The 20,105-nt window shown below is 67.9% G+C and carries 22 protein-coding genes; 13 read left to right on the top strand and 9 right to left on the bottom strand.

Annotated elements, in window-relative coordinates:
• Positions 1-44: 44 nt before the first annotated feature.
• A protein-coding gene (prfB, locus tag AC07U0_RS09795; protein ID WP_492947801.1) for a peptide chain release factor 2 occupies positions 45-1,167 on the top strand; the annotation gives its coding sequence in 2 pieces (ribosomal slippage) (positions 45-113 and positions 115-1,167; 1,122 coding nt in all).
• Here the strand turns inward: prfB and AC07U0_RS09800 are convergent.
• From AC07U0_RS09800 to tyrS, 6 genes are all read right to left on the bottom strand, one after another.
• The gene (locus AC07U0_RS09800; protein ID WP_494719840.1) at positions 1,164-2,822 is read right to left on the bottom strand and encodes a tetratricopeptide repeat protein; all 1,659 of its coding nucleotides are present in this window, start codon (positions 2,820-2,822) and stop codon (positions 1,164-1,166) included. The genes prfB and AC07U0_RS09800 overlap by 4 nt on opposite strands.
• Positions 2,823-2,888: 66 nt before the next feature.
• The gene (locus tag AC07U0_RS09805) at positions 2,889-3,077 is read right to left on the bottom strand and encodes a hypothetical protein (protein WP_494719841.1); all 189 of its coding nucleotides are present in this window, start codon (positions 3,075-3,077) and stop codon (positions 2,889-2,891) included.
• Positions 3,078-3,189: 112 nt separating this feature from the next.
• Positions 3,190-3,765: a bactofilin family protein gene (locus tag AC07U0_RS09810; protein WP_494719842.1), complete on the bottom strand. Its 576-nt coding sequence runs from the start codon at positions 3,763-3,765 to the stop codon at positions 3,190-3,192.
• Positions 3,749-4,903, bottom strand: a complete 1,155-nt coding sequence (locus AC07U0_RS09815; RefSeq protein ID WP_494719843.1) for a M23 family metallopeptidase — start codon at positions 4,901-4,903, stop codon at positions 3,749-3,751. Before AC07U0_RS09815 ends, AC07U0_RS09810 begins: the two co-directional genes overlap by 17 nt.
• Positions 4,904-5,084: 181 nt before the next feature.
• Complete coding sequence (gene bcp / locus AC07U0_RS09820) at positions 5,085-5,561, bottom strand: thioredoxin-dependent thiol peroxidase (protein WP_494719844.1); 477 nt, start codon at positions 5,559-5,561, stop codon at positions 5,085-5,087.
• A gap of 17 nt (positions 5,562-5,578) precedes the next feature.
• A complete protein-coding gene (gene tyrS, locus AC07U0_RS09825) occupies positions 5,579-6,847 on the bottom strand; it encodes a tyrosine--tRNA ligase (RefSeq protein WP_494719845.1) in 1,269 nt (422 codons plus the stop codon).
• 219 nt (positions 6,848-7,066) lie between these two features.
• On the opposite strand from tyrS, the gene AC07U0_RS09830 reads away from it, so the two are divergent.
• Genes AC07U0_RS09830 through AC07U0_RS09840 form a run of 3 tightly spaced genes read left to right on the top strand, consistent with a single transcriptional unit; the run spans position 7,067 to position 9,787 of the window.
• The gene (locus AC07U0_RS09830; RefSeq protein WP_494719846.1) at positions 7,067-7,627 is read left to right on the top strand and encodes a DOMON-like domain-containing protein; all 561 of its coding nucleotides are present in this window, start codon (positions 7,067-7,069) and stop codon (positions 7,625-7,627) included.
• Positions 7,624-8,826 (top strand): exo-beta-N-acetylmuramidase NamZ family protein, encoded by a 1,203-nt coding sequence (locus AC07U0_RS09835; protein ID WP_494719847.1) that lies wholly within the window; start codon positions 7,624-7,626, stop codon positions 8,824-8,826. Before AC07U0_RS09830 ends, AC07U0_RS09835 begins: the two co-directional genes overlap by 4 nt.
• Positions 8,827-8,836: 10 nt before the next feature.
• Positions 8,837-9,787, top strand: a complete 951-nt coding sequence (locus tag AC07U0_RS09840) for a DMT family transporter (RefSeq protein ID WP_494719848.1) — start codon at positions 8,837-8,839, stop codon at positions 9,785-9,787.
• Positions 9,788-10,087: 300 nt separating this feature from the next.
• On the opposite strand, the gene AC07U0_RS09845 is transcribed toward AC07U0_RS09840, so the two are convergent.
• On the bottom strand, positions 10,088-10,738 hold the full coding sequence (locus AC07U0_RS09845; protein WP_207931755.1) for an alpha/beta hydrolase: 651 nt from the start codon (positions 10,736-10,738) through the stop codon (positions 10,088-10,090).
• Positions 10,739-10,896: 158 nt separating this feature from the next.
• Between AC07U0_RS09845 and AC07U0_RS09850 the strand changes: the two genes are divergently transcribed.
• Genes AC07U0_RS09850 through AC07U0_RS09890 form a run of 9 tightly spaced genes read left to right on the top strand, consistent with a single transcriptional unit; the run spans position 10,897 to position 18,158 of the window.
• The gene (locus AC07U0_RS09850; protein WP_494719849.1) at positions 10,897-11,385 is read left to right on the top strand and encodes an Rrf2 family transcriptional regulator; all 489 of its coding nucleotides are present in this window, start codon (positions 10,897-10,899) and stop codon (positions 11,383-11,385) included.
• The gene (locus AC07U0_RS09855; protein WP_494719850.1) at positions 11,382-12,521 is read left to right on the top strand and encodes a cysteine desulfurase family protein; all 1,140 of its coding nucleotides are present in this window, start codon (positions 11,382-11,384) and stop codon (positions 12,519-12,521) included. The genes AC07U0_RS09850 and AC07U0_RS09855 overlap by 4 nt, the downstream gene beginning before the upstream one ends.
• A complete protein-coding gene (sufB, locus tag AC07U0_RS09860; protein ID WP_494719851.1) occupies positions 12,521-13,987 on the top strand; it encodes a Fe-S cluster assembly protein SufB in 1,467 nt (488 codons plus the stop codon). The genes AC07U0_RS09855 and sufB overlap by 1 nt, the downstream gene beginning before the upstream one ends.
• 13 nt (positions 13,988-14,000) lie before the next feature.
• Positions 14,001-14,750 carry a Fe-S cluster assembly ATPase SufC gene (sufC, locus tag AC07U0_RS09865; protein ID WP_494719852.1) on the top strand — a complete coding sequence of 250 codons (750 nt, stop codon included), beginning with the start codon at positions 14,001-14,003 and terminating at the stop codon, positions 14,748-14,750.
• 2 nt (positions 14,751-14,752) lie between these two features.
• Positions 14,753-15,775 carry a Fe-S cluster assembly protein SufD gene (sufD, locus tag AC07U0_RS09870; RefSeq protein ID WP_494719853.1) on the top strand — a complete coding sequence of 341 codons (1,023 nt, stop codon included), beginning with the start codon at positions 14,753-14,755 and terminating at the stop codon, positions 15,773-15,775.
• Entirely contained in the window at positions 15,754-16,998 is a 1,245-nt protein-coding gene (locus AC07U0_RS09875; RefSeq protein WP_494719854.1) for an aminotransferase class V-fold PLP-dependent enzyme, read from the top strand. The genes sufD and AC07U0_RS09875 overlap by 22 nt, the downstream gene beginning before the upstream one ends.
• The gene (locus tag AC07U0_RS09880) at positions 16,998-17,387 is read left to right on the top strand and encodes an SUF system Fe-S cluster assembly protein (protein WP_494719855.1); all 390 of its coding nucleotides are present in this window, start codon (positions 16,998-17,000) and stop codon (positions 17,385-17,387) included. The genes AC07U0_RS09875 and AC07U0_RS09880 overlap by 1 nt, the downstream gene beginning before the upstream one ends.
• Before the next feature lie 10 nt (positions 17,388-17,397).
• The gene (locus AC07U0_RS09885) at positions 17,398-17,793 is read left to right on the top strand and encodes a HesB/IscA family protein (protein ID WP_494719856.1); all 396 of its coding nucleotides are present in this window, start codon (positions 17,398-17,400) and stop codon (positions 17,791-17,793) included.
• The gene (locus AC07U0_RS09890; protein WP_494719857.1) at positions 17,793-18,158 is read left to right on the top strand and encodes a TfoX/Sxy family protein; all 366 of its coding nucleotides are present in this window, start codon (positions 17,793-17,795) and stop codon (positions 18,156-18,158) included. Before AC07U0_RS09885 ends, AC07U0_RS09890 begins: the two co-directional genes overlap by 1 nt.
• 11 nt (positions 18,159-18,169) lie before the next feature.
• Here AC07U0_RS09890 and AC07U0_RS09895 read toward each other — a convergent pair whose 3' ends face one another.
• Complete coding sequence (locus tag AC07U0_RS09895) at positions 18,170-18,940, bottom strand: lysophospholipid acyltransferase family protein (protein ID WP_494719858.1); 771 nt, start codon at positions 18,938-18,940, stop codon at positions 18,170-18,172.
• Between the two features lie 43 nt (positions 18,941-18,983).
• Positions 18,984-20,042, bottom strand: a complete 1,059-nt coding sequence (locus tag AC07U0_RS09900) for a GGDEF domain-containing protein (RefSeq protein ID WP_494719859.1) — start codon at positions 20,040-20,042, stop codon at positions 18,984-18,986.
• Between the last annotated feature and the right edge of the window lie 63 nt (positions 20,043-20,105).

Here is a 20,105-nt window from a genome sequence, read left to right on the forward strand (position 1 = left end):
GCCGTCCTGGCGCGCCGTTCCTTTTTGTATCGCCGGAGATTGCGATGAGACCGGATGTCGAGGCCATGAAGGCCGACATCGAGCAGAGCGTCGCTCTGCTCAGGAGGCGTCTTTGACTGGGATGTCGCCGTCAGAAAGCTCGATGAGCTGAACGCCCGGGTCGAGGACCCGACCCTGTGGGACAAGCCCGACGAGGCCCAGGCCGTCAGTCGTGAACGCGCCCAGCTCGAAGGCAAGATCAACACCGTCAAGGAGATGGTCCGCGACCTGGAGGACGGCGTCATGCTGTCCGAAATGGCCGACGAGGAAGGCGACGAAGCCACCCTCGAGGAGGCCCGCGCCCAGCTCAAGGCTATCAAGGACCGCGCCGCCCGCGCCGAGCTGGAGGCGCTGCTGTCCGGCGAGGCCGACGGCAACGACGCCTATCTGGAAGTGAACTCCGGCGCCGGCGGCACCGAATCCAACGACTGGGCCGGCATGCTGCTGCGCATGTACACCCGTTGGGCCAAGGCGCACGGGTATGAGGTCGAGATCGAGGCCATGGAAGACGGCGAACAGGCGGGCGTCAAATCGGCGACGGTCCTGATCACCGGCCCCAACGCCTATGGCTGGCTGAAGTCGGAATCGGGCGTCCACCGTCTGGTCCGCATCAGCCCCTATGACGCCGCCGCCAAGCGTCACACCTCCTTCGCCTCGATCGGGGTGTCGCCGGTCGTGGACGATGCGATCGAGATCGACATCAACCCCTCCGACGTGCGCACCGACACCTATCGCGCGTCCGGCGCGGGCGGTCAGCACATCAACAAGACCGACTCGGCCGTGCGCCTGACCCACATCCCGACCAACACCGTGGTCGCCTGTCAGGCCGGCCGCTCCCAGCATCAGAACCGCGAAATGGCGTGGAAGATGCTGCGCGGCCGCCTGTACGAACTGGAGCTGCAGAAGCGCGAGGCCGCGGCCCAGGCCCTCGCCGACGCCAAGACCGACATCGGCTGGGGGCACCAGATCCGCTCCTACGTCCTGCAGCCCTATCAGATGGTCAAGGACCTGCGCACCGAGGTCGAGACCTCGGACACCGCGGGCGTTCTGGACGGCGACCTCGACGCCTTCATGGGCGCGGCCCTGGCCCAGCGGGTCGGCGAGACCCGCGGATCGTCGGTGGACTAAGGCGCCGTGGCCGGTTCGCCGCCGGCTTGAGCCCGCGCCTCGGTCAGTTCCGGTCGACCGGGTTGATCGGCGCGTGGGCTGATGGCGACAAGCTGCCGGAAGTACCCGTGCGCCTTCGCAGCGTCGCCCGTCTGCGTGGCGGCAGAGGCCGCGCCGTACAGCGACCAGAAGCGATTGGGCTCCTGAACCAGCGAGGCCTCGAACGCCTCCAGCGCCTCGACCGGACGGTGCTGCTCCAGCAGCATCTGGCCCAGCAACTCTCTCGCCGGGGCGAGCGCGCCGGGCGTGACCGAGGCCAGCTGGGTGCTGTCTTCGAGGTTCGCCGCAGCCCGCATGCCGGCCAGCGCTTCCGGGACATGCCCTTCCGCGAAGGCCAGGGTCGCCGTCACCGCCCGCCGCTGGATATCGGTCTGCTGCGCCCAATAGGTCTCGCCCTGCCCGGACAGCCGGTCGTGGATCTCGTCCAGCGACCCGATCGCCGCCCGCGCGCCGGCGCCGTCGTTCAGATGGGCGGCGCCCAGACCCCGGGCGAACCAGGTGATCGAGTCGGCGTAGGGAAAGCGGCTCGTCACGGGCTCGAGCGTCGCCGCCTGCGCCCAGTCCCGGCGCTCCAGGGCGTCGCGCGCGGGTATCGCGGCGCGGGCGTAGAAGGCCGCGGAGGCCGGAGCCGCCCCGTTGGCGGCGGCCGGATCGAAGCGCGTGAACACCTCGGCGGCGGTTTCGGCCAGTTGGGCCGCGGCCTTGTCCTGACCCGTCTGAAGATAGCCGTAGATCATGTAGTCGCTGGCGTGCAGCTCATCTGCCGGCTGGTTGGCGGCCCGCGCCGAGGCGGCCGAGGCGAGGTTGGTGTCGATCGACGCCTGCCAGTCCCCGATCCGGGTGAAGGTGTGCGACGGCATATGCAGGGCATGCGGTGTCGAGGGTGCGATCGCGCCATATCGGCGGGCGGCTTCGGCGGCGCGCGACGCCAGGGCGGGCTCGTCATAGGCGTGGATGATGTAGTGGGCGAGGCCCGGATGATCCGGGTAGCGGGCGAACAGCCCCTCAAGGATCTCACCGGCCTTCAACTGCTTCGCATAGGTCTTGTCGGCGGGATCGGCGGCGGCGGCCAGCGCCAGGGCGTAGAAGATGCTGGCCTCGTCGTCGGCGGGCCACTCCGCCGCCACCCGCTCCATCGCCTCCTCATAGGCAAGCGCTCGCGAGGACTGGTCCAGCCGGTCGGCGTCGACATACAGCCGGGCCACGGCCTCGATATAGGCCTTCTCGCGCGGCGTCCCGGTCGCCAGCGCGCGCGCCGCCGTGACCGCGTTCAACCCCTGCGCCAGCTGGGCGGGCGATTTGAAGCCGGCGAAGGGGTTGCTCCAGCTGCTCAGGGCGATGCCCCACCAGGCCATGGCGCAATCGGGATCCGCCTCCAGCACGGACCGGTAGCCGGCGATCGCGGGCCCGAACTGGAAGGAATGCATCAGGGCGACGGCGCGATCGAAACGCGGCTGGGCGGCCGCGTCGCACGAGGTCTCGAAGCTCACGCTGCCGAGGCGTTCCATGGCGGCGTGGTCATGGCGGGCCTCGTCATGAGGCGGCGTCTGCGCCGGCGCCTCGGTCGCGCCCATTGCGGTGAGGAGCGCTGTAGCCAGAATGATCCCGGATTTCATGGCGGCTTCCTGCTTCGACGGCAGGACCATAACGCTGTTGTCCCGAGCCACAAGCCGCTCGACCCGCTACTCCCGGGCCTTGGCCGCGGCGTCGAGCATGCGGAGGGCCGAGATCTCGGCGGCGTCCGCCGTCATCTTCAGCTTGGCTTCGGGCGGGTCGATCGCCTCGACGTAGCCGTCCACGGCCTTGGGATCGAGCGGATCGACGATGAGGGGTGTTTCGGCGGGGAGGGGCGGCTCGGCAGGCTTGGTCATGGGCGTCAAACCCTTGGGGAGGGGCGTCGTTCCTCACCGTGTGGGCCAGCGCCCAAACAGAAAGGGCCCGGATCGCTCCGGGCCCTTCTATCGTTTAGCTTGTCGCCAGCCCTCAGAAGCTGGGGATCTGGGGCTTCTCTTCGGCCGGCAGCGGCGGGGCGCTGAAGGCGTCGGCGGCCGGGGCGGGCGTCGGAGCCGGCGCGACCGGGGTCGGAGCTGCGACGGGCGCCTGCGGACGGCTCTGCAGGACGCGGCCCTGGAAGTAGGCGCCGATGTCGATCGACAGCTGTTCGGCGGTGATGTCGCCGTCGACATAGGCGGTCGAGACCAGCTTGACCTGCTTGCCGGCGACGCCGCCGACGATGCGGCCGCGCACTTCGAGATAGTCGGCGCTGACATTGCCCTCGACGGCGCCGGTCTCACCGACGATCAGACGGCCGACGCGGATGTCGCCCTTGACCGAGCCGTCAACCTGCAGATCGCCGCCGCCGGTGATCGAACCCTCGAACTGGAGGTCCGACGACAGGGTCGACAGGCCGCGCGACGAGATCGACGGGGCGGGAGCCGGAGTGGGGGCGCTGGTCATGGGACGTCCTGGCGAGGGCAGATCCGGCAGGGGCGGGATCGGCGCGGGGGTCGGCCGGGCCTGGCCGGCGGAAGGGGTGACGGGCTTAGTCTTGTTGAACAAGTTGGTCTCCTGCTCTGAGGAAGCGGGCTGGATTCTGGGCGCGGCCGTTGACCCACACTTCGTAGTGCAGATGAACGCCCGTGGAGCGGCCGGTGGTTCCCATCGCGCCGATCCGCTGGCCGAGCGCGATCGGCTGGCCGGGCTTGACGGCGATGGAGTTCAGATGGGCGAACCGGGTCTTGAAACCGTGCCCATGGTCTATCTCAACGGTGTTGCCATACCCTGAACGAACACCCGTAAAAGAGATGACGCCGGGCGCCGTCGCATAGATGGGGGTGTTGAGCGGGGCGGCGAAGTCCTGGCCCTGGTGCAGGGCCGGGCGGCCGTTGAAGGGATCGAAGCGGACGCCGAAGCCCGAGGTGGTGCGGGCCTGGGTCGGGCGGGCGAAGGGCAGGCCGTCGGCGACGTCGGCCAGTCGGCGCATGTCGTTCAGATTGTCAGCGGCGTTGCGGATGCGGATGGCGAAGCCTTCGTCCACGTCCAGAATGGCGGCCAGGGCGCGCGGGTCCTTGGCCTCGACCAGCGGGCCGCCGAGGCCGGCGCCGTGGACGACATAGGCGGCGGGGTTCAGGCCGGCGAGGCGGAAGGCCAGACGCAGCCGCTCGGCGCGGCTCTGCGCGAAGGTCTCGGCGCGGGCGATCAGACGGTCCTGATCCAGTCGCACGGCCATGACGCGCTGGACCGGGGTGTGGGTGGCGGGGTTCAGGCCCTCGGCGGGCTTGAGCGCGCCCTGGGCTCCCGGCACGCCGTGGAACATGGACATGACGCCGGTCAGGGCCGCGTGACGGTGCTCGACCATCTGGGCCATCTCGTCCAGCGAGCCGTTGGTCGCCGACATCCGCACCACGGCCGTCTCGAGCCGGGCCTGAAGGTCGGCGTTGGCGCGTTCGGAGGCGGCGCGGGCGCGCACGACCTGGCTGTCCGCCTGGGTCTGGGCTACGACATCGAAGAGGAAGCCGCCCGAAGCGACCAGGGTCCAGCCGATCGCCAGCGCCGCGACGCCGGCCACGATCATCTGGCGGCCCGTCGTCAGCACATAGCCCCGGACCTCGCCGTTGCTCTCACGCAGATAGAGACAACGCTCTGGGAATAGGCGTTCGATCAAGGAGCGCCTGACCACCCCTGTATCTTCCTGCATTGTAATCACGCCCCCACGCTTACGGACGTACTTATTCCGGAACAGAGGCAGGACGGCAACAGCGTTCACGCATTGTTAACCATCATTGTGCGCTGCACACCCCAAAACGAATCTAGGGGAGGCCCAGATTCGCTCGGTTGGGGTATTGTTTCGGCGCTGTAATCTGCTTGCGGGGCCGAGATCAAGCCGAACGCAGTTCCTTGGCGGCCTCGAGCACGGCGGCGGCGTGGCCCTTGACCGAGACCTTGCGCCATGTGCGGCGCACAACGCCTTGATCGTCGATCAGGAAGGTGGCGCGCTCGATGCCCATATAGACGCGGCCGTAGAGGGTCTTCTCGCCCCAGACGCCGTAGCTTTCCGTGACCACGCCGGTCTCGTCCGAGCCGAGGATGACGCCGAGGGCGGCCTTGGTCTTGAACCGGTCCAGCTTCTTCACCGGGTCGCGGGAGACGCCGATGACCACGGTGTTCGCAGCGACGAACTCATCGCCAAGGGCGGTGAAGTCCTGGCCCTCGGTCGTGCAGCCGGGGGTGTCGGCCTTGGGGTAGAAGTAGAGGACCACGGTCTTCCCCTTCAGCCCCGCCAGAGAGACGGAGCCGCCGCCGTCGACAGGCAGGTCGAACGCAGGCGCTTGCTGGCCTTCGGTGATGTCGGTCATCGGCGGCGGCTCCGGGCTCAGACGGGTTTGACCAGGACGATCTTCTTCTTGCCGGCGGCCAGCTTGATCACCCCGTCCGCATTGACGTCGGAGGCCTCGATCAGGCGGGCGCCGTCGGCGATGGCCTCGTCGTTCAGACGCAGGCCGCCGCCCTGGGCGAGACGACGGGCCTCGCCGTTGGAGGCGCTCAGGCCGGCCTTGGTCACCACGGCGGCGATCATCGCCCCGATAACCTCGGCGGACGGCAGTTCGACGGTCGGCAGGTCGGCCGACAGCTGACCCTTCTCGAAGGCGCTCTCGGCGGCCGCGCGGGCGGTCGCGGCGGCCTCGGCCCCGTGCAGCAGGGTCGTTGCGGCGTCGGCGAGCGCCTTCTTGGCGTCATTGATGGCGGCGCCTTCCAGCGCCTCCAGACGGGCGATCTCGTCCAGCGGCAGGTCGGTGAACAGGCGCATGAACTTGCCCACGTCGCCGTCCTCGGCGTTGCGCCAGAACTGCCAGTAGTCGTAGGGGCTCAGCTGTTCAGCGTTCAGCCAGACGGCCCCTTGCGCCGTCTTGCCCATCTTGCCGCCCGAGGCCGTGGTCAGTAGGGGCGTGGTCAGGCCGAAGGCGCTCTTCTGGTCCACGCGGCGCACCAGGTCGACGCCCGAGACGATGTTGCCCCACTGGTCCGACCCGCCCATCTGAAGCGTGACGTTATGGCGGCGGTTCAGCTCGAGGAAGTCCACCGACTGCATCAGCATATAGTTGAACTCGAGGAAGCTCATCGGCTGCTCGCGCTCAAGGCGCAGCTTGACCGAGTCGAAGGCCAGCATGCGGTTGACCGTGAAGTGGGTCCCGTAGTCGCGCAGGAACTGGATGTAGCCGTACTGCGACAGCCAGTCGTCGTTGTTGATCAGGATGGCGTCGGTGGGGCCGTCGCCGAAGGTCAGGAAGACCTCGAACACCGATTTGATGGAGGCGATGTTGGCGGCGATGTCGGCGTCGGTCAGTTGGGGGCGCGAGGCGTCGCGGCCGGTCGGGTCGCCGACCTTGGTCGTGCCGCCGCCGATGATGACCACGGGCTTGCCGCCCGCCTGCTGCAGCCGGCGCAGCATCATGACCGAGATCAGGTTGCCGACGTGGAGGCTCTTGGCCGTCGCGTCGAAGCCGACATAGCCGACCACGATCCCGGCGGCGGCCGCCGCATCCAGCTCGGCCGGATGGGTCACCTGATGGATGTAGCCGCGGTCACGCAGGGTGGTGAGGAAGGCGGACTTGAAGTCGGTGGGGGCAGGGGTCTCGGTCATGGCGGTTCCGTTAGCAGGGAGGCCGACGGGCGTCATCCGTTTCCGGAAGGGTCGCGCCGCCGGCGAGGGCGGCGCGTGGGTTCGCGGCCGCTCGCTAGCTCAGCGAGCGGTAATAGAGGCCGGTGCGGGCGAGGCGTGCGAACATGCAGACAGGCTAGGACAAGGGCCGCCGGACGGTCAAGCGTTTGACCTGCGAGCGGCGCGCGCTATCGAGGGCGGATGCAGTGGTCGCTTCAGCCTCATCCCCGGTCCCATGCGACCTCCGTTGACCGGATCACGGTCGAGGCGACGCGTGAGGCGGGCGACCGGCTGCGGCTGCGCTATGTCCTGGGCGGCGACATCGCCCGTCTGAAGCTGTCGCCGACCGGGTCGCCCGAGCGCCGCGACGGCCTGTGGCAGACGACCTGTTGCGAGGTCTTCATCGCCGGGCCGGATGGCGAGCGGTACTACGAGTTCAATCTGTCGCCCTCGACCGCCTGGGCCGCCTACCGGTTCGACGGCTACCGCGACCACATGACCGATCTGGAGGTCCCGGCGCCGGTGATCGCCTTCACGGTCGGGACCGATGAGGTCGTGCTTGAGACCACGCTGTCGCTCGACGGCCTGCCGCGCCTTGACGGCGACTGGCGGCTGGGCCTGACGACCGTGGTCGAGGATCGCGACGGAGCCAAGGGCTGGTGGGCCCTGACCCACGGCTCGGACGAGCCCGACTTCCACGCCATGACCAGCTTCATCGCCGCACTGCCGGCCCTCCTGACCGCAGGAAGAGACCCCGTATGAGAACCGGCATCGACCGCCTGCTGTCCGACCCCGCCCTTCAGGCCGAGCTGAAGGGGCGGCGCGTGGCGTTGCTGGCCCATCCGGCCTCGGTGACGGCAGACCTGACCCACTCCATCGACGCCCTGGCGGCCCTGCCGGACATCAAACTGACGGCCGCCTTCGGGCCTCAGCACGGGATGAAGGGCGACCTGCAGGACAATATGATGGAGACGCCGGACGAGACCGATCCGGTCCACGGCATCCCCGTCTTCAGCCTGTACGGCGAGGTCCGGCGGCCGTCGGGTCAGTCGATGACCACCTTCGACGTCATCCTGATCGACCTGCAGGACGTGGGCTGTCGCATCTACACCTTCGTGACGACCCTGCTGTACGTGCTGGAGGCCGCGGCCGAGCACGGCAAGACGGTCTGGGTGCTGGACCGGCCCAACCCGGCGGGGCGGCCGGTCGAGGGGCTGACGCTGCGGCCCGGCTGGGAGAGCTTCGTCGGGGCCGGTCCGATGCCCATGCGCCACGGCATGACGCTCGGCGAGATGGGGCTGTGGTTCATCGATCACTTCGGCCTGAAGGTCGACTACCGCGTCATCGAGATGGAGGGTTGGGAGCCCGAACAGGGCCCCGGCTACGGCTGGCCGCTGAGCGAGCGCAGCTGGATCAACCCCAGCCCCAACGCCCCCAATGTCTCCATGGTCCGGGCCTATGCCGGCACCGTCATGCTGGAGGGCGCGACCCTGTCCGAGGGACGCGGCACGACCCGTCCGCTCGAGCTGTTCGGGGCGCCCGACATCGTGGCCCGCGACGTCATCGCCGAGATGCGGCGCCTCGCGCCCGAGTGGCTGAAGGGCTGTATCCTCAGGGACTGCTGGTTCCAGCCGACCTTCCACAAGCACGTCGGCAAGCTGTGCAATGGGGTCCAGATCCACGTCGACGACCCGCACTATGACCACGCCGCCTTCAAGCCGTGGCGGGTCCAGGCCCTGGCCTTCAAGGCCGTTCGGAACCTCTATCCGGACTACGACCTGTGGCGCGACTTCCCCTATGAGTACGCCTTCGGCAAGCTGCCGATCGACACCATCAACGGCGGCCCGGCGCTGCGGGAGTGGGTGGATGACCGGGAGGCCACGGCCGCCGATCTCGACGCCCTGACCCTGCCGGACGAGGCGGCCTGGGAAGAGGCGCGGAAGCCCTTCCTGCTCTATTGAGCGGCCCCTCGTGAGCGGGTTGTCCAACCGGTGGCTCGGCGTCGCCTGCGGGGTCGGCGCCGGGGCCATGTGGGGCATGGTCTTCCTGGCGCCCAAGGCCACGCCGGACGCCTCTCCGGCCCTGATGGCGGCCGGGCGCTACCTCGCCTACGGCCTGATCGCGGCGGTGCTGGTCGCGCCACGCTGGAGGCGGCTGACGGCCCTGCTGACCGGCGAGGCCTGGCGGGCGCTGGTGTTGCTGAGCGTGCTCGGTAACCTGCTCTACTACGCCCTGCTGGTGGTGGCGGTGCACTGGGCCGGGGTCTCGGCCAGCGCCCTGATCGTGGGGATGGTGCCGGTGGTGGTGGCCCTGTGGGGGCTGCGCGAGCCGGGCGCCGCGCCGCTGAGGCGGATCGCTCCGGCGCTGGCGCTGGCGGTCGTCGCCGTGGTCCTGATCGGCCATGAGGCCTCGTACGGCGTGGGAACCGGGGCAGTCGTGCAGACCGTGTGGAGCAGTCTGATCGGCATCGGCTGCGCCATCGCCGCCTTGCTGTCCTGGTCGGCCTATGCGGTCTTCAACAGCCGCTGGCTGGACCGGCTGCCGCAAGTCTCGGCCCATGACTGGTCGCTGCTGACCGGGGTAGTGACGGGCGGCCTGTCGCTGGGGCTGGCGGTGCTGGTCCTGTTCGATCCGCCGCAGTGGGCGGTCGCCGACTGGGGCCTGTTCGCGGGCGTCTCGGCCGCCGTGGCCTTCGGCGCCTCCATCGTCGGCAACGCCTTCTGGAACCGCGCCAGCCGCCTGCTGCCCATGACTCTGATGGGTCAGATGATCGTCTTCGAGACCCTGTTCGCCCTGGCCTATGGCTTCCTGCTGGCCCGGCGCGGCCCGACCCTGCTGGAGGGGCTGGCTGTCGTCCTGATGGTCGCCAGCGTCCTGCTCAGCGTCCGGGCCCATGCTCCGGAGGTGGAGGCGGAGCGGTAGGTTTGCACTCGGAAAAGAGTGGGTGCAAAAGGTGCAAAGCTGAATGTCGATGTTCAGGTTCGGCCTGTAAGTTGCTGAATCTGAAGGATCGATCTCGCGAGAAGGGTTTGCACTCGGCTTGCACTCCGGGTGCAGGGCGTGGCGGGATGTCAAAGACCGGGGACTGAAAGTCTAACCCGGATTTGGGACGTGCTGAGCCGATTGGCCTCGCGCGCGCAGAAGGCGTGAGGGATCAGGCTCTTCTGCGTGCGGTGTATGCGCGCTCGAACCCCTCTCCCGGCGGGAGAGGGTGATCTTTGATCAGGCCGGCTTTTCTTCCAGGCGCTTGTCGAGGTAGGCGCCGACGCGGCGGTCGACGGCGTCCATGTGGTTTTGCCAGAAGTGGCTGGCGCCGTCCTCCAGCTCATAGTCGATGACGATGCCCTTCTGGGTGCGCAGCTTGTTGACCACGCGCTCGACCTCGACCGGCGGCACGATGCTGTCGGCCGTCCCGTGCAGGAACAGGCCCGAGGCCGGGCAGGGGGCGAGGAAGGAGAAGTCGTACATGTTCGACGGCGGCGAGACCGAGATGAAGCCGTCGGTCTCGGGACGGCGCATCAGAAGCTGCATGCCGATATAGGCGCCGAACTGATAGCCGGCGACCCAGGTCTGGGTGGCGGCGGGGTTGTTGGCCTGCAGCCAGTCCAGGGCTGTGGCGGCGTCGGCCAGCTCGCCGATGCCCGAATCGAACTCGCCCTGGGACTTGCCCACGCCGCGCGAATTGTAGCGCAGGGTGGCGAAGCCGCGCTTCACGAACAGCTGGTACAGCGTCACCGCGACCGGGTTGTTCATATGGCCGCCGGCCTTGGGGTGCGGATGCAGGATCAGGGCGATCGGGGCGTTGGCGCGCTTGCCCGGAGAATAGCGACCTTCGATACGACCGGAGGCGCCGGGCAGGATGACTTCAGGCATGAGGCTCTGGAATCCGTTCACATATGTCGTTTCAGCGGCATGAATACTTGACCGCTGCAGTAGGACTTTCTAAGTCCCCCGTGCGCGCCGCCGCCTTGCAGAAGGCGCGGGTCTTAGCACAGGACCCCCGAAAAGCGCGAGAATTTTGAAGGTGCGGGATGCGTCTGTCGACCAAGGGACGATACGCCGTGATGGCGATGGCCGATCTGGCGAAGAACAGCCGGGCGGATGACGGCGCCGCGCGCGCCGTTTCGCTGGCCGAAATCGCGCAGCGCCAAGAGATTTCATTGAGTTATCTGGAACAGCTGTTCGCTCGACTGAGGAAGGGCGGGCTGGTCCAGAGCGTGCGTGGCCCCGGTGGCGGCTACCGGCTGGCCCGGGGCGCGCATGAGACGGTGGTCGCCGATATCGTTCTGGCCGTCGACGAACCGATCCGCGCCACGCGCTGCGTCGGCCATTCCTCGCCCAAGGGCTGCATGATGGCTGGCGAGCGCTGCATCACCCACAATCTGTGGGAAGACCTCGGCGACGAGATCCACCGCTATCTGGCCGGCGTCTCGCTGGAAGACGTGGTGATGAACCGCACGGGCGCGCGGCGCCGGGCGGCCGAAGTGGAAGCCGTGATCGTGGTGGAGGCGGCGGCATGAGCGTCTACCTCGACTACAATGCCTCCGGACTGATCCGGCCGGAAGTGCTGGAGGTCATGACCGCGATCCTGGCCGAGGGCGGCAACGCCTCGGCCGTGCATGCGCTGGGCCGCAAGGCGCGGGCGCGGATCGAAACGGCGCGGGCCCAGGTCGGCGCCCTGGTCGGCGCCGATCCGACGGCGGTGATCTTCTCGTCCGGCGGCACGGAATCGAACGGTCAGGGTCTGGCCAGTGCTCTGGCCGCCGGTTGCGAGCGGCTGATCGTCAGCGCGACCGAACACCCGTGCATCCTCGAGGCCGCCGTGGCCTCGGGCAAGCCGGTCAAGATGCTGCCGGTCGACACCAATGGCGTGATCCAGCTGGGCAAGCTGTCCGAACTGCTGCGCTTGCCCGGCAAGGCTGTTGTGGCCATCCACCATGCGAACAATGAGAGCGGCGTCGTCCAGCCCATCGCCGCGGCCGCCCGGATCGTGCGCGAGGCCGGCGGCTGGCTGCATGTCGATGCGGTCCAGTCGGCGGGCAAGATTCCTGTCGAGATGCGCAGCCTCGGCGCCGACAGCCTGACCCTTTCGGCGCACAAGCTGGGCGGGCCCCAAGGCGTCGGCGCCCTGATCATGGGCGCGGGCCGGTCAGCGGTCGCCGTGGTTCACGGCGCCGGTCAGGAGCGTGGCATGCGCGGCGGCACCGAGAATGTCGCGGGCGTCGCCGGATTCGGTGTGGCGGCGGAATGTTCGCTGCGCGACCTGCCCTATGTCGAGGCGCACAAGCCCTGGCGCGACGCCGCCGAGAAGACCGTCACCGCCGCCGGCGCCGTGATCATCGGCGCGGCGGTCGAACGCCTGCCCAACACCCTGTTCATGGCCGTCGCCGACTGGGACAGCCCGCAGCAGGTGATCACCCTGGATCTGGCCGGGATCATGGCCTCGGGCGGGTCGGCCTGTTCGTCGGGCAAGACCAAACCCTCGCGCGCCATCCTGGCGACGGGACGCGCCGATCTGGCGGCCGGGGGCGTGCGCGCCTCGGGCGGCTGGACCACCACCGAAGATGACTGGATCCGTTTCGCGACGACCTGGGCCACGGCCTATGCCGCCCAGCGCGAACGGATCGCCGAGCGTAGCAAGAGGGAGGTCGCGTAATGGCCGCCGTTCAGGAAACCATCGACGCGGTCGCCGCACTGGAGAAGTACGAGCACGGCTTCACCTCCGAGATCGACACCGAGTTCGCGCCGCGCGGACTGAATGCCGATATCGTCCGCTTTATCAGTGAGAAGAAGGGCGAACCTGAGTGGATGCTTGAATGGCGTCTGGCCGCCTATGAGCGCTGGCAGGCCATGGAGGAACCGACCTGGGCCTCGGTGAAATACGAGCCGGTCGACTATCAGTCGCTGTTCTACTACGCCGCGCCGAAGAAGAAGGACGGGCCCAAGTCGCTGGACGAGGTCGATCCCGAACTGCTGGCCGTCTACGCCAAACTGGGCATTCCGCTGAACGAACAGGCGGTGCTGGCGGGCGTCGAGGGCGCGCCGAAATACGCCGTGGACGCGGTCTTCGACAGCGTCAGCGTGGTCACCACCTTCAAGGCCGAGCTGGCCAAGGTCGGGGTGATTTTCATGCCGATTTCCGAGGCTTTGCGCGAATATCCTGATCTGGTGCGTCAGTATCTGGGATCGGTCGTGCCGGTGTCTGACAACTATTTCGCGGCCCTGAACAGCGCGGTCTTTTCGGACGGGTCCTTCGTCTACATTCCGCCGGGCGTGCGCTGCCCGATGGAGCTGTCGACCTATTTCCGCATCAATGCGAGCCAGACGGGCCAGTTCGAACGCACCCTGATCATCGCCGACAAGGGCAGCTACGTCAGCTACCTCGAAGGCTGCACGGCGCCGATGCGCGACGAGAACCAGCTGCACGCGGCCGTGGTCGAGATCGTGGCCCTGGACGACGCCGAGGTGAAATACTCGACGGTCCAGAACTGGTACCCCGGCGACGCCAACGGCAAGGGCGGCATCTACAACTTCGTGACCAAGCGCGCCGACTGTCGTGGCGACCGGTCGAAGGTCAGCTGGACCCAGGTCGAGACGGGCTCGGCGGTGACGTGGAAATACCCGTCCTGCATCCTCAAGGGCGAGGAGAGCTCGGGCGAGTTCTATTCGATCGCCATCACCAACGGACATCAGCAGGCCGACACCGGCACCAAGATGATCCATCTGGGCAAGAACTCGAAGTCGCGGATCATCGCCAAGGCGGTGTCGGCGGGCAAGTCGGACTCGACCTATCGCGGTCTGGTCTCGGTGCATCCGAAGGCGACGGGGGTGCGCAACTTCACCCAGTGCGACAGCCTGCTCATCGGCAAGGACTGCGGCTCGCACACCGTCCCCTATATCGAGGCCCGCAACGGCTCGGCCCAGCTGGAGCATGAGGCGACGACGACACGCCTGTCCGACGATCAGCTCTTCTACGCCCAGCAGCGCGGCCTTTCGCAGGAGGAGGCCGTGGCCCTGCTGGTCAACGGCTTCGTCCGCGACGTGATGCAGAAGCTGCCGATGGAGTTCGCCGTCGAGGCGCAAAAACTCGTAGCGATCAGCCTTGAAGGCTCGGTCGGATAATCAAGAAGAAACAATGCTCAAGATCAATAACCTCCACGTCTCCGTCGGCGAAAAGCCGATCCTCAAGGGGCTGACGCTCGATGTGCCCGCCGGGGAGGTGCACGCCATCATGGGGCCGAACGGGGCTGGCAAGTCGACGCTGGGCTACGCCCTGTCGGGCCGGCCTGGCTATGAGGCGACCGAAGGCTCGGTCCAGTGGAACGGCGACGACATGCTGGCTCTGGAGCCGGCCGAGCGCGCCGCGAAAGGCGTCTTCCTGTCCTTCCAGTATCCGGTCGAGATTCCGGGCGTGCCGGCCATGACCTTCGTGCGCACGGCCCTGAACGCCCAGAAGCGCGCGCGCGGCGAGGCCGAGGTCTCGGCGCCAGAGTTCCTGAAGCTGGTCAAGGCGGCCTCGGCCAGGCTGAAGATGAATTTCGACATGCTGAAGCGGCCGCTCAACGTCGGCTTCTCGGGCGGTGAGAAGAAGCGGATGGAGATCCTGCAGATGGCTCTGCTGGAGCCGTCGCTGCTGATCCTCGACGAGACCGATTCCGGCCTCGACATCGACGCCCTGCGCATCGTGTCGGAGGGGGTGAACGCCCTGCGTTCGCCGGACCGCTCCATGCTGGTCATCACCCACTATCAGCGGCTGCTCGACTACATCAAACCCGACCGGGTGCACGTCCTGGCCGCGGGCCGGATCGTGGCCTCGGGCGGACCGGAGCTGGCGCTCAAGCTGGAGGCGGAGGGCTACGACCAGTACCTGCCGGCTGCCGCGTGAGCATGCTGGACATCACGGACGCCTCAACCTTCCCCTCGCGGCGGACGGAGGCGTGGAAATACAGCGACCTGCGCCGGGTTCTGAAGGACGTGCCGCAGCCGTCGCCGAGCGGGGTCCTGAACGGGCCGGGCGCCTTTGACGCCCTGAACGGCGACGCCATCGTCTTCGTCAACGGGGTGGCGGTGGGTGTGGACGCCTTCGTGGCCTCGGGCGAACAGACACTGCGGCTGCGCTTCATCTCCGACGCCACCGATCCGGCGCAGGTCGGGACCGGTCATGCGACCGCGGTTCAGATCGCCGCGCGCGCCGGAGCGAAGCTGTTGCTGCTGGAAACCCATGAGGGCCGCGGCGGCGCCTATGTGGCCCATAATCGCCTGACCCTCGACGTCGCCGAGGGCGCCGAGGTCACCCGCATCGTCCTCGTCGAGGAGCCGGAGGACGCCATTTCGGTGACCGAGGCCCAGGTCAAGGTCGCGGCGGGCGGCCTCTATCGCCAGACCCTCGTCGCCACGGGCGCGAAGCTGCAGCGGCTGGAGACCCATGTCGCCCACGGGGCCGAGGGCGCCGATGTGCGTCTGGACGGCCTCTATGCCCTGACCGGCGCGCGGCATACCGACCTGACCTCGGTCGTGGACCATCTGGCCGCCGACGGCCAGACCTCGCAGCTGACCAAGGGCGTGGTGCGCGACACGGCGCGGGGCGTGTTCCAGGGCAAGATCGTCGTCGAGCGCGGCGCGGACGGCACCGATGCGCGGATGGGCCACCACGCCCTGATCCTGGGCGAACGGGCCGAGATCGACGCCAAGCCCGAGCTGATCATCTATGCCGACGACGTCCAGTGCGCCCACGGCAATACGGTCGGCAATCTGGACGAAAGCGCCCTGTTCTACATGCAGCAGCGCGGCATTCCGGCCGACGAGGCGCGGGCGCTTCTGACCCAGGCCTTCCTGATCGAGGTCGTGGACCGGATCGAACACGAACAGGCGCGGGAGGTGGTACGGTCATGGCTGACGGAACGCCTCTAGTGGCCAAAACCTTCGACCCCTATGCCGCGCGCGCCCAGTTCCCGATCCTGTCGCGGACGGTGAACGGAAAGCCGCTGGTCTATCTGGACAACGCCGCCTCGGCCCAGAAGCCGCGGGCGGTGATCGACAATCTGGTCGCCCAGATGGAGGGCAGCTACGCCAACGTCCACCGCGGCCTGCACACCCTGTCGAACGAGGCGACCGACGCCTTCGAGGCGGCGCGCGAGACCGTGGCGCGGTATCTGAACGCGCCCAACCCCGAGACTATCGTCTGGACCAAGGGCGGGACCGAGGCGATCAATCTGGTGGCCAATGGTCTGGGCCTGTCGATCGAGCCGGGCGACGAGATCATCGTCTCGGAGATGGAGCACCACTCCAACATCGTGCCCTGGCATCTGCTGCGCGAGCGGCGCGGGGCGGTGCTGAAATGGATCCCGGTGCTGCCGGACGGTTCGCTGGACATGGCGGCCTATGCCGAACTGCTGGGGCCGAAGACCAGGATGGTCGCGGTCACCCATATGTCGAACGTGCTGGGGACCATCAATCCGGTCGCCGAGATCACCCGGCTGGCCCACGCGGCCGGGGCCCGGGTCCTGATCGACGGCTGTCAGGGGGCGGTGCACGCCGCGCCGGACGTTCAGGCCATCGGCTGCGACTTCTATGTGGTCACGGGCCACAAGCTTTATGCCCCGACCGGCATCGGCGCCCTGTATGGGACCGCCGAGGCGCTGGAGAGCCTGCCGCCCTATCAGGGCGGGGGCGAGATGATCGAGACGGTCGAGCGCGACCGGATCACCTATGCGAAGCCGCCGCACCGGTTCGAGGCCGGCACCCCGCCGATCATCGAGGCCATCGGCCTGGGCGCGGCGCTGGAGTGGCTGTCGGGCTTCGACCGGGCGGCGATCGCGGCCCACGAGCACGCCCTCTATCAGCATGCAGTCTCGCGGCTGGAAGGGCTGAACTGGCTGCGAATTCTGGGGCAGGCCGAAGGAAAGGGGGCCATCCTCGCCTTCACCGTGGAAGACGCCCACGCCCACGACATCGCCCAGATCATGGACCGCTACGGCGTCGCCGTCCGCGCGGGCCTGCACTGCGCCGAGCCGCTGGCGAAAAGAATGGGCGTGACGTCGAGCACGCGCGCCAGCTTCGCCCTATATAACACCGTGGAGGATACAGACGCCTTCGTGGATGCGCTGATCAAGGCGCGCGAGTTCTTTGTGTGATGACCGACCAGACGCCCCCTGAAACCGACGCCTTCGCCGCCGCCTGGGACGAGCCCCAGAAGAGCGCCCTGTCGCAGGCCGAGCTGAACAAGCTGACCGACGACCTGATCGAGGCGCTGAAGACCGTCTATGACCCGGAAATCCCGGTCGACATCTATGAGCTGGGGCTGATCTACAAGGTCGACGTCAACGACGACCGCGACGTGATCATCGACATGACCCTGACGGCGCCCGGCTGTCCGGTGGCCGGCGAGATGCCCGGCTGGGTCGAGGATGCGGTGACCAAGGTCGACGGCGTCAAATCGGCCAAGGCCAATCTGGTGTTCGACCCGCCGTGGGATTCCTCCAAGATGAGCGACGAGGCCAAACTGGCCTTGAACATGTTCTGAGAGCGCAACGATGACCGAGCTTCAGACCACCACCCGTCCACGCCGGCCGCGCCCCAAGGCCGTGACCCTGACCGACGCCGCCGCCGGGCGGGTGCAGGAGATCATGACCAATGCGGAGAGGCCCTATGTCGCCCTGCGCGTCGGGGTGAAGAACGGCGGCTGCGCGGGTCAGGAATACACCTTCGCCTATGCCGAACAGATCGAGCCGCTGGATGAGGTGGTCGAGGACAAGGGCGTCACCATCCTGATCGACCCCAAGGCCATCCTGTTCCTGATCGGGTCGGAGATCGATTACGAGACGACGAAGCTGTCGTCCAAATTCGTGTTCCGCAATCCGAACCAGACCGACGCCTGCGGCTGCGGCGAGAGCGTGACCATCATTCCGGCCAAGGCCCTCGACGCCTGATGGGCGCAAGGGATCCGGACTTCGAGGAATGGGTGCGCGAGCATTTCGCGGCGCTCGGTCCGCTCGAGATCAAGCGGATGTTCGGCGGCGCCGGGGTTTATCGCCAGGGGATCATCTTCGCCCTGCTGGATGACGGCGTCGTCTGGCTGAAGGGCGATGAGAGCAATGTGCCCGCGCTCGAGGCGGCCGGCTCGCGCCAGTTCACCTATCCGGGCAAGGACGGGGTCGAGATGAAACTCGGCTACTGGAGCCTGCCGGACAGTGCGACGGATGACGCTGACGAGGCGGCCGATTGGGGCCGTGGGGCGTTCGAGGTGGCGCTCAGGAAGGCGGCGGCGAAGCCGGTTCGGAAGAAGAAGGCCTGATCCAGAGCGGATCAGTTTTTGGCTCTCGCCGCCTCATCCTCGGACAGCACCCGCACGGCCGGCTCCACCGGCTTGCCCGTCGCCTCGGCGATGAGGTCGTCGGTCTTGCCTTCGATCACCCCTTCGAGGCGGGCGAGGAATTCCTCCTTGCCGAGGCCGGTGGGGATGGGGTCGAGGAACTCGAGCGTCGCCGTGCCCGGGTGCTTCTCGTATTTCTCCTCGGGCCAGAACAGGCCGAGGTTGGTGGCCAGCGGGACCACCTGCATGTCGAAGTCGCGGTACATGTGCCAGACGCCGGAGCGGTAGCGGTACTTCGTCCCGATCTTCGCCAGATGGCCCTCGGGGAAGATCAGGATCTTGCGGCCCTCGGCATGGGCGTCGGCGCCGCGTTGCTTGAGGGAATCGCGGGCCTCGCGGCCGCCGCAGCTGTTGACCACGATGGCCCCCAGCTTGTTGAGCACGGCGCCCAGCAGCGGAAACTTCTCCAGATGGTCGCCGGTGACGAAGGCCAGGTCGTCGAACTGGTCATAGGTGGCGAAGCCGTCGCCCCAGGACTGGTGCTTGGAGGCGATGATGAAGGCGCCGGCGGGCAGCCGCTCACGCCCGCGCACCTGGATCGTGATCCCGGCGAAGACGCGCATGGCCTGAACCATCCGCTTCACATAGCGGCGGATGACCCAGGTTGTGGCCTCGCGGCCCGGTGTGAGCGCCGCAAAGGCCGCCGTCAGACCGTAGAAGATCGACAGGACCCAGTAGGCGACGTTGAAGAGAAAGCTGCGCATAAGCGTGACTATGACACGGTTTGCGTGTCCGTCTCGCGACTTATCAGGCGGCGGCGGGCAGCCGTTCGGCGTTGGTGACCATGTTCCGGCCGCCACGCTTGGAGGCGTAGAGGGCCTCGTCCGCGCGATCCAGCAGCAGGGTGCCGGTCTCGCCCGGGCGGCGTTCGGCCAGACCCGCAGAGATGGTCACGGCGCCGAGTTCGTCGTTGGTCGAGCGGCGGCGCAGGGCGCGAGAACCGATTTCCTCGCGGATGGCGTTCAGGGCCATCTCGACCTGCAGGGCGCCTTCGCCCGGGAAGATGACCGCAAACTCCTCGCCGCCGTAGCGGGCGGCGACGCGCGGATTCTTGGAGATGCGGCCGATGACGCTGGCGACATAGCGCAGGACCTGATCGCCGGTCTGGTGGCCCCAGGTGTCGTTGAACCGCTTGAAGTGATCGATATCCAGCACCGCCAGGGTGACGACGCTGTTGTCGGCCTCGGCCTGATCGCAGGCGCGCAGCAGCTCTTCGTCGAAGGCCTTGCGGTTGGCGAGGTTGGTGAGGGCGTCGGTCATGGCGTCGCGGCGCACCTGTTCCAGGTGTTCGCGCAGGCGGGCCACTTCCTTGGTCGAGGTTTCGAGGCGGCGTTCCAGGGTCGCGTTCTCGCGCTGGACCCGCGTGGTCGCGTCGGTCAGGCCGGTGACCAGTTGTTTGAGGTCGGCCGGCGCGGCGCCGACGCTGTCGATCTTGGCGCCGGTCTCGGCCAGGGTCTCGCCATAGGCGGCCTGGGACTCACGGGCCTTGGCGATGGCGTCGGAGACACTGGACAGTTCGCGGTTCAGCACGGCGCCGGCGTCGCGGATCTCTTCCGACAGACGGCCGCGCGGCAGATATTCGGCGGCCAACATCTCGGCCGTGCCTTCGGTGAAGGCGTCCTTGGCGCTCAGCAGGCGGGTGATCTCACGGCCGAGAGGGCCTTCGGGATCGCCGACATAGTGCAGCCACAGCTCGAAATTCAGCGGCGTCGGCCAGACGCCGGCGGTTTCCATCTCGGACAGGGCGCGCCTGGCGAGTTGGAAGGCCTCCGGGCCCCGAAGCGCTGTTTCGACCTGACTGGCCATCGATATCCCCCGATACGTCTTCTGACGCCGACGGGAGAGAGGTTAGCGGCGGTTCCGTAACGG

The sequence above is a fragment of the Brevundimonas sp. GW821-FHT02A10 genome (genome assembly GCF_059422025.1).

Coding starts and splice junctions, on each gene's coding strand:
- AC07U0_RS09800 (WP_494719840.1), bottom strand. CDS start 2,822: ATGAAATCCGGGATCATTCTGGCTACAGCGCTCCTCACCGCAATGGGC.
- AC07U0_RS09805 (WP_494719841.1), bottom strand. CDS start 3,077: ATGACCAAGCCTGCCGAGCCGCCCCTCCCCGCCGAAACACCCCTCATC.
- AC07U0_RS09815 (WP_494719843.1), bottom strand. CDS start 4,903: ATGCAGGAAGATACAGGGGTGGTCAGGCGCTCCTTGATCGAACGCCTA.
- bcp (WP_494719844.1), bottom strand. CDS start 5,561: ATGACCGACATCACCGAAGGCCAGCAAGCGCCTGCGTTCGACCTGCCT.
- tyrS (WP_494719845.1), bottom strand. CDS start 6,847: ATGACCGAGACCCCTGCCCCCACCGACTTCAAGTCCGCCTTCCTCACC.
- AC07U0_RS09830 (WP_494719846.1), top strand. CDS start 7,067: ATGCAGTGGTCGCTTCAGCCTCATCCCCGGTCCCATGCGACCTCCGTT.
- AC07U0_RS09835 (WP_494719847.1), top strand. CDS start 7,624: ATGAGAACCGGCATCGACCGCCTGCTGTCCGACCCCGCCCTTCAGGCC.
- AC07U0_RS09845 (WP_207931755.1), bottom strand. CDS start 10,738: ATGCCTGAAGTCATCCTGCCCGGCGCCTCCGGTCGTATCGAAGGTCGC.
- AC07U0_RS09850 (WP_494719849.1), top strand. CDS start 10,897: ATGCGTCTGTCGACCAAGGGACGATACGCCGTGATGGCGATGGCCGAT.
- AC07U0_RS09855 (WP_494719850.1), top strand. CDS start 11,382: ATGAGCGTCTACCTCGACTACAATGCCTCCGGACTGATCCGGCCGGAA.
- sufB (WP_494719851.1), top strand. CDS start 12,521: ATGGCCGCCGTTCAGGAAACCATCGACGCGGTCGCCGCACTGGAGAAG.
- sufC (WP_494719852.1), top strand. CDS start 14,001: ATGCTCAAGATCAATAACCTCCACGTCTCCGTCGGCGAAAAGCCGATC.
- sufD (WP_494719853.1), top strand. CDS start 14,753: ATGCTGGACATCACGGACGCCTCAACCTTCCCCTCGCGGCGGACGGAG.
- AC07U0_RS09875 (WP_494719854.1), top strand. CDS start 15,754: ATGGCTGACGGAACGCCTCTAGTGGCCAAAACCTTCGACCCCTATGCC.
- AC07U0_RS09880 (WP_494719855.1), top strand. CDS start 16,998: ATGACCGACCAGACGCCCCCTGAAACCGACGCCTTCGCCGCCGCCTGG.
- AC07U0_RS09885 (WP_494719856.1), top strand. CDS start 17,398: ATGACCGAGCTTCAGACCACCACCCGTCCACGCCGGCCGCGCCCCAAG.
- AC07U0_RS09890 (WP_494719857.1), top strand. CDS start 17,793: ATGGGCGCAAGGGATCCGGACTTCGAGGAATGGGTGCGCGAGCATTTC.
- AC07U0_RS09895 (WP_494719858.1), bottom strand. CDS start 18,940: ATGCGCAGCTTTCTCTTCAACGTCGCCTACTGGGTCCTGTCGATCTTC.
- AC07U0_RS09900 (WP_494719859.1), bottom strand. CDS start 20,042: ATGGCCAGTCAGGTCGAAACAGCGCTTCGGGGCCCGGAGGCCTTCCAA.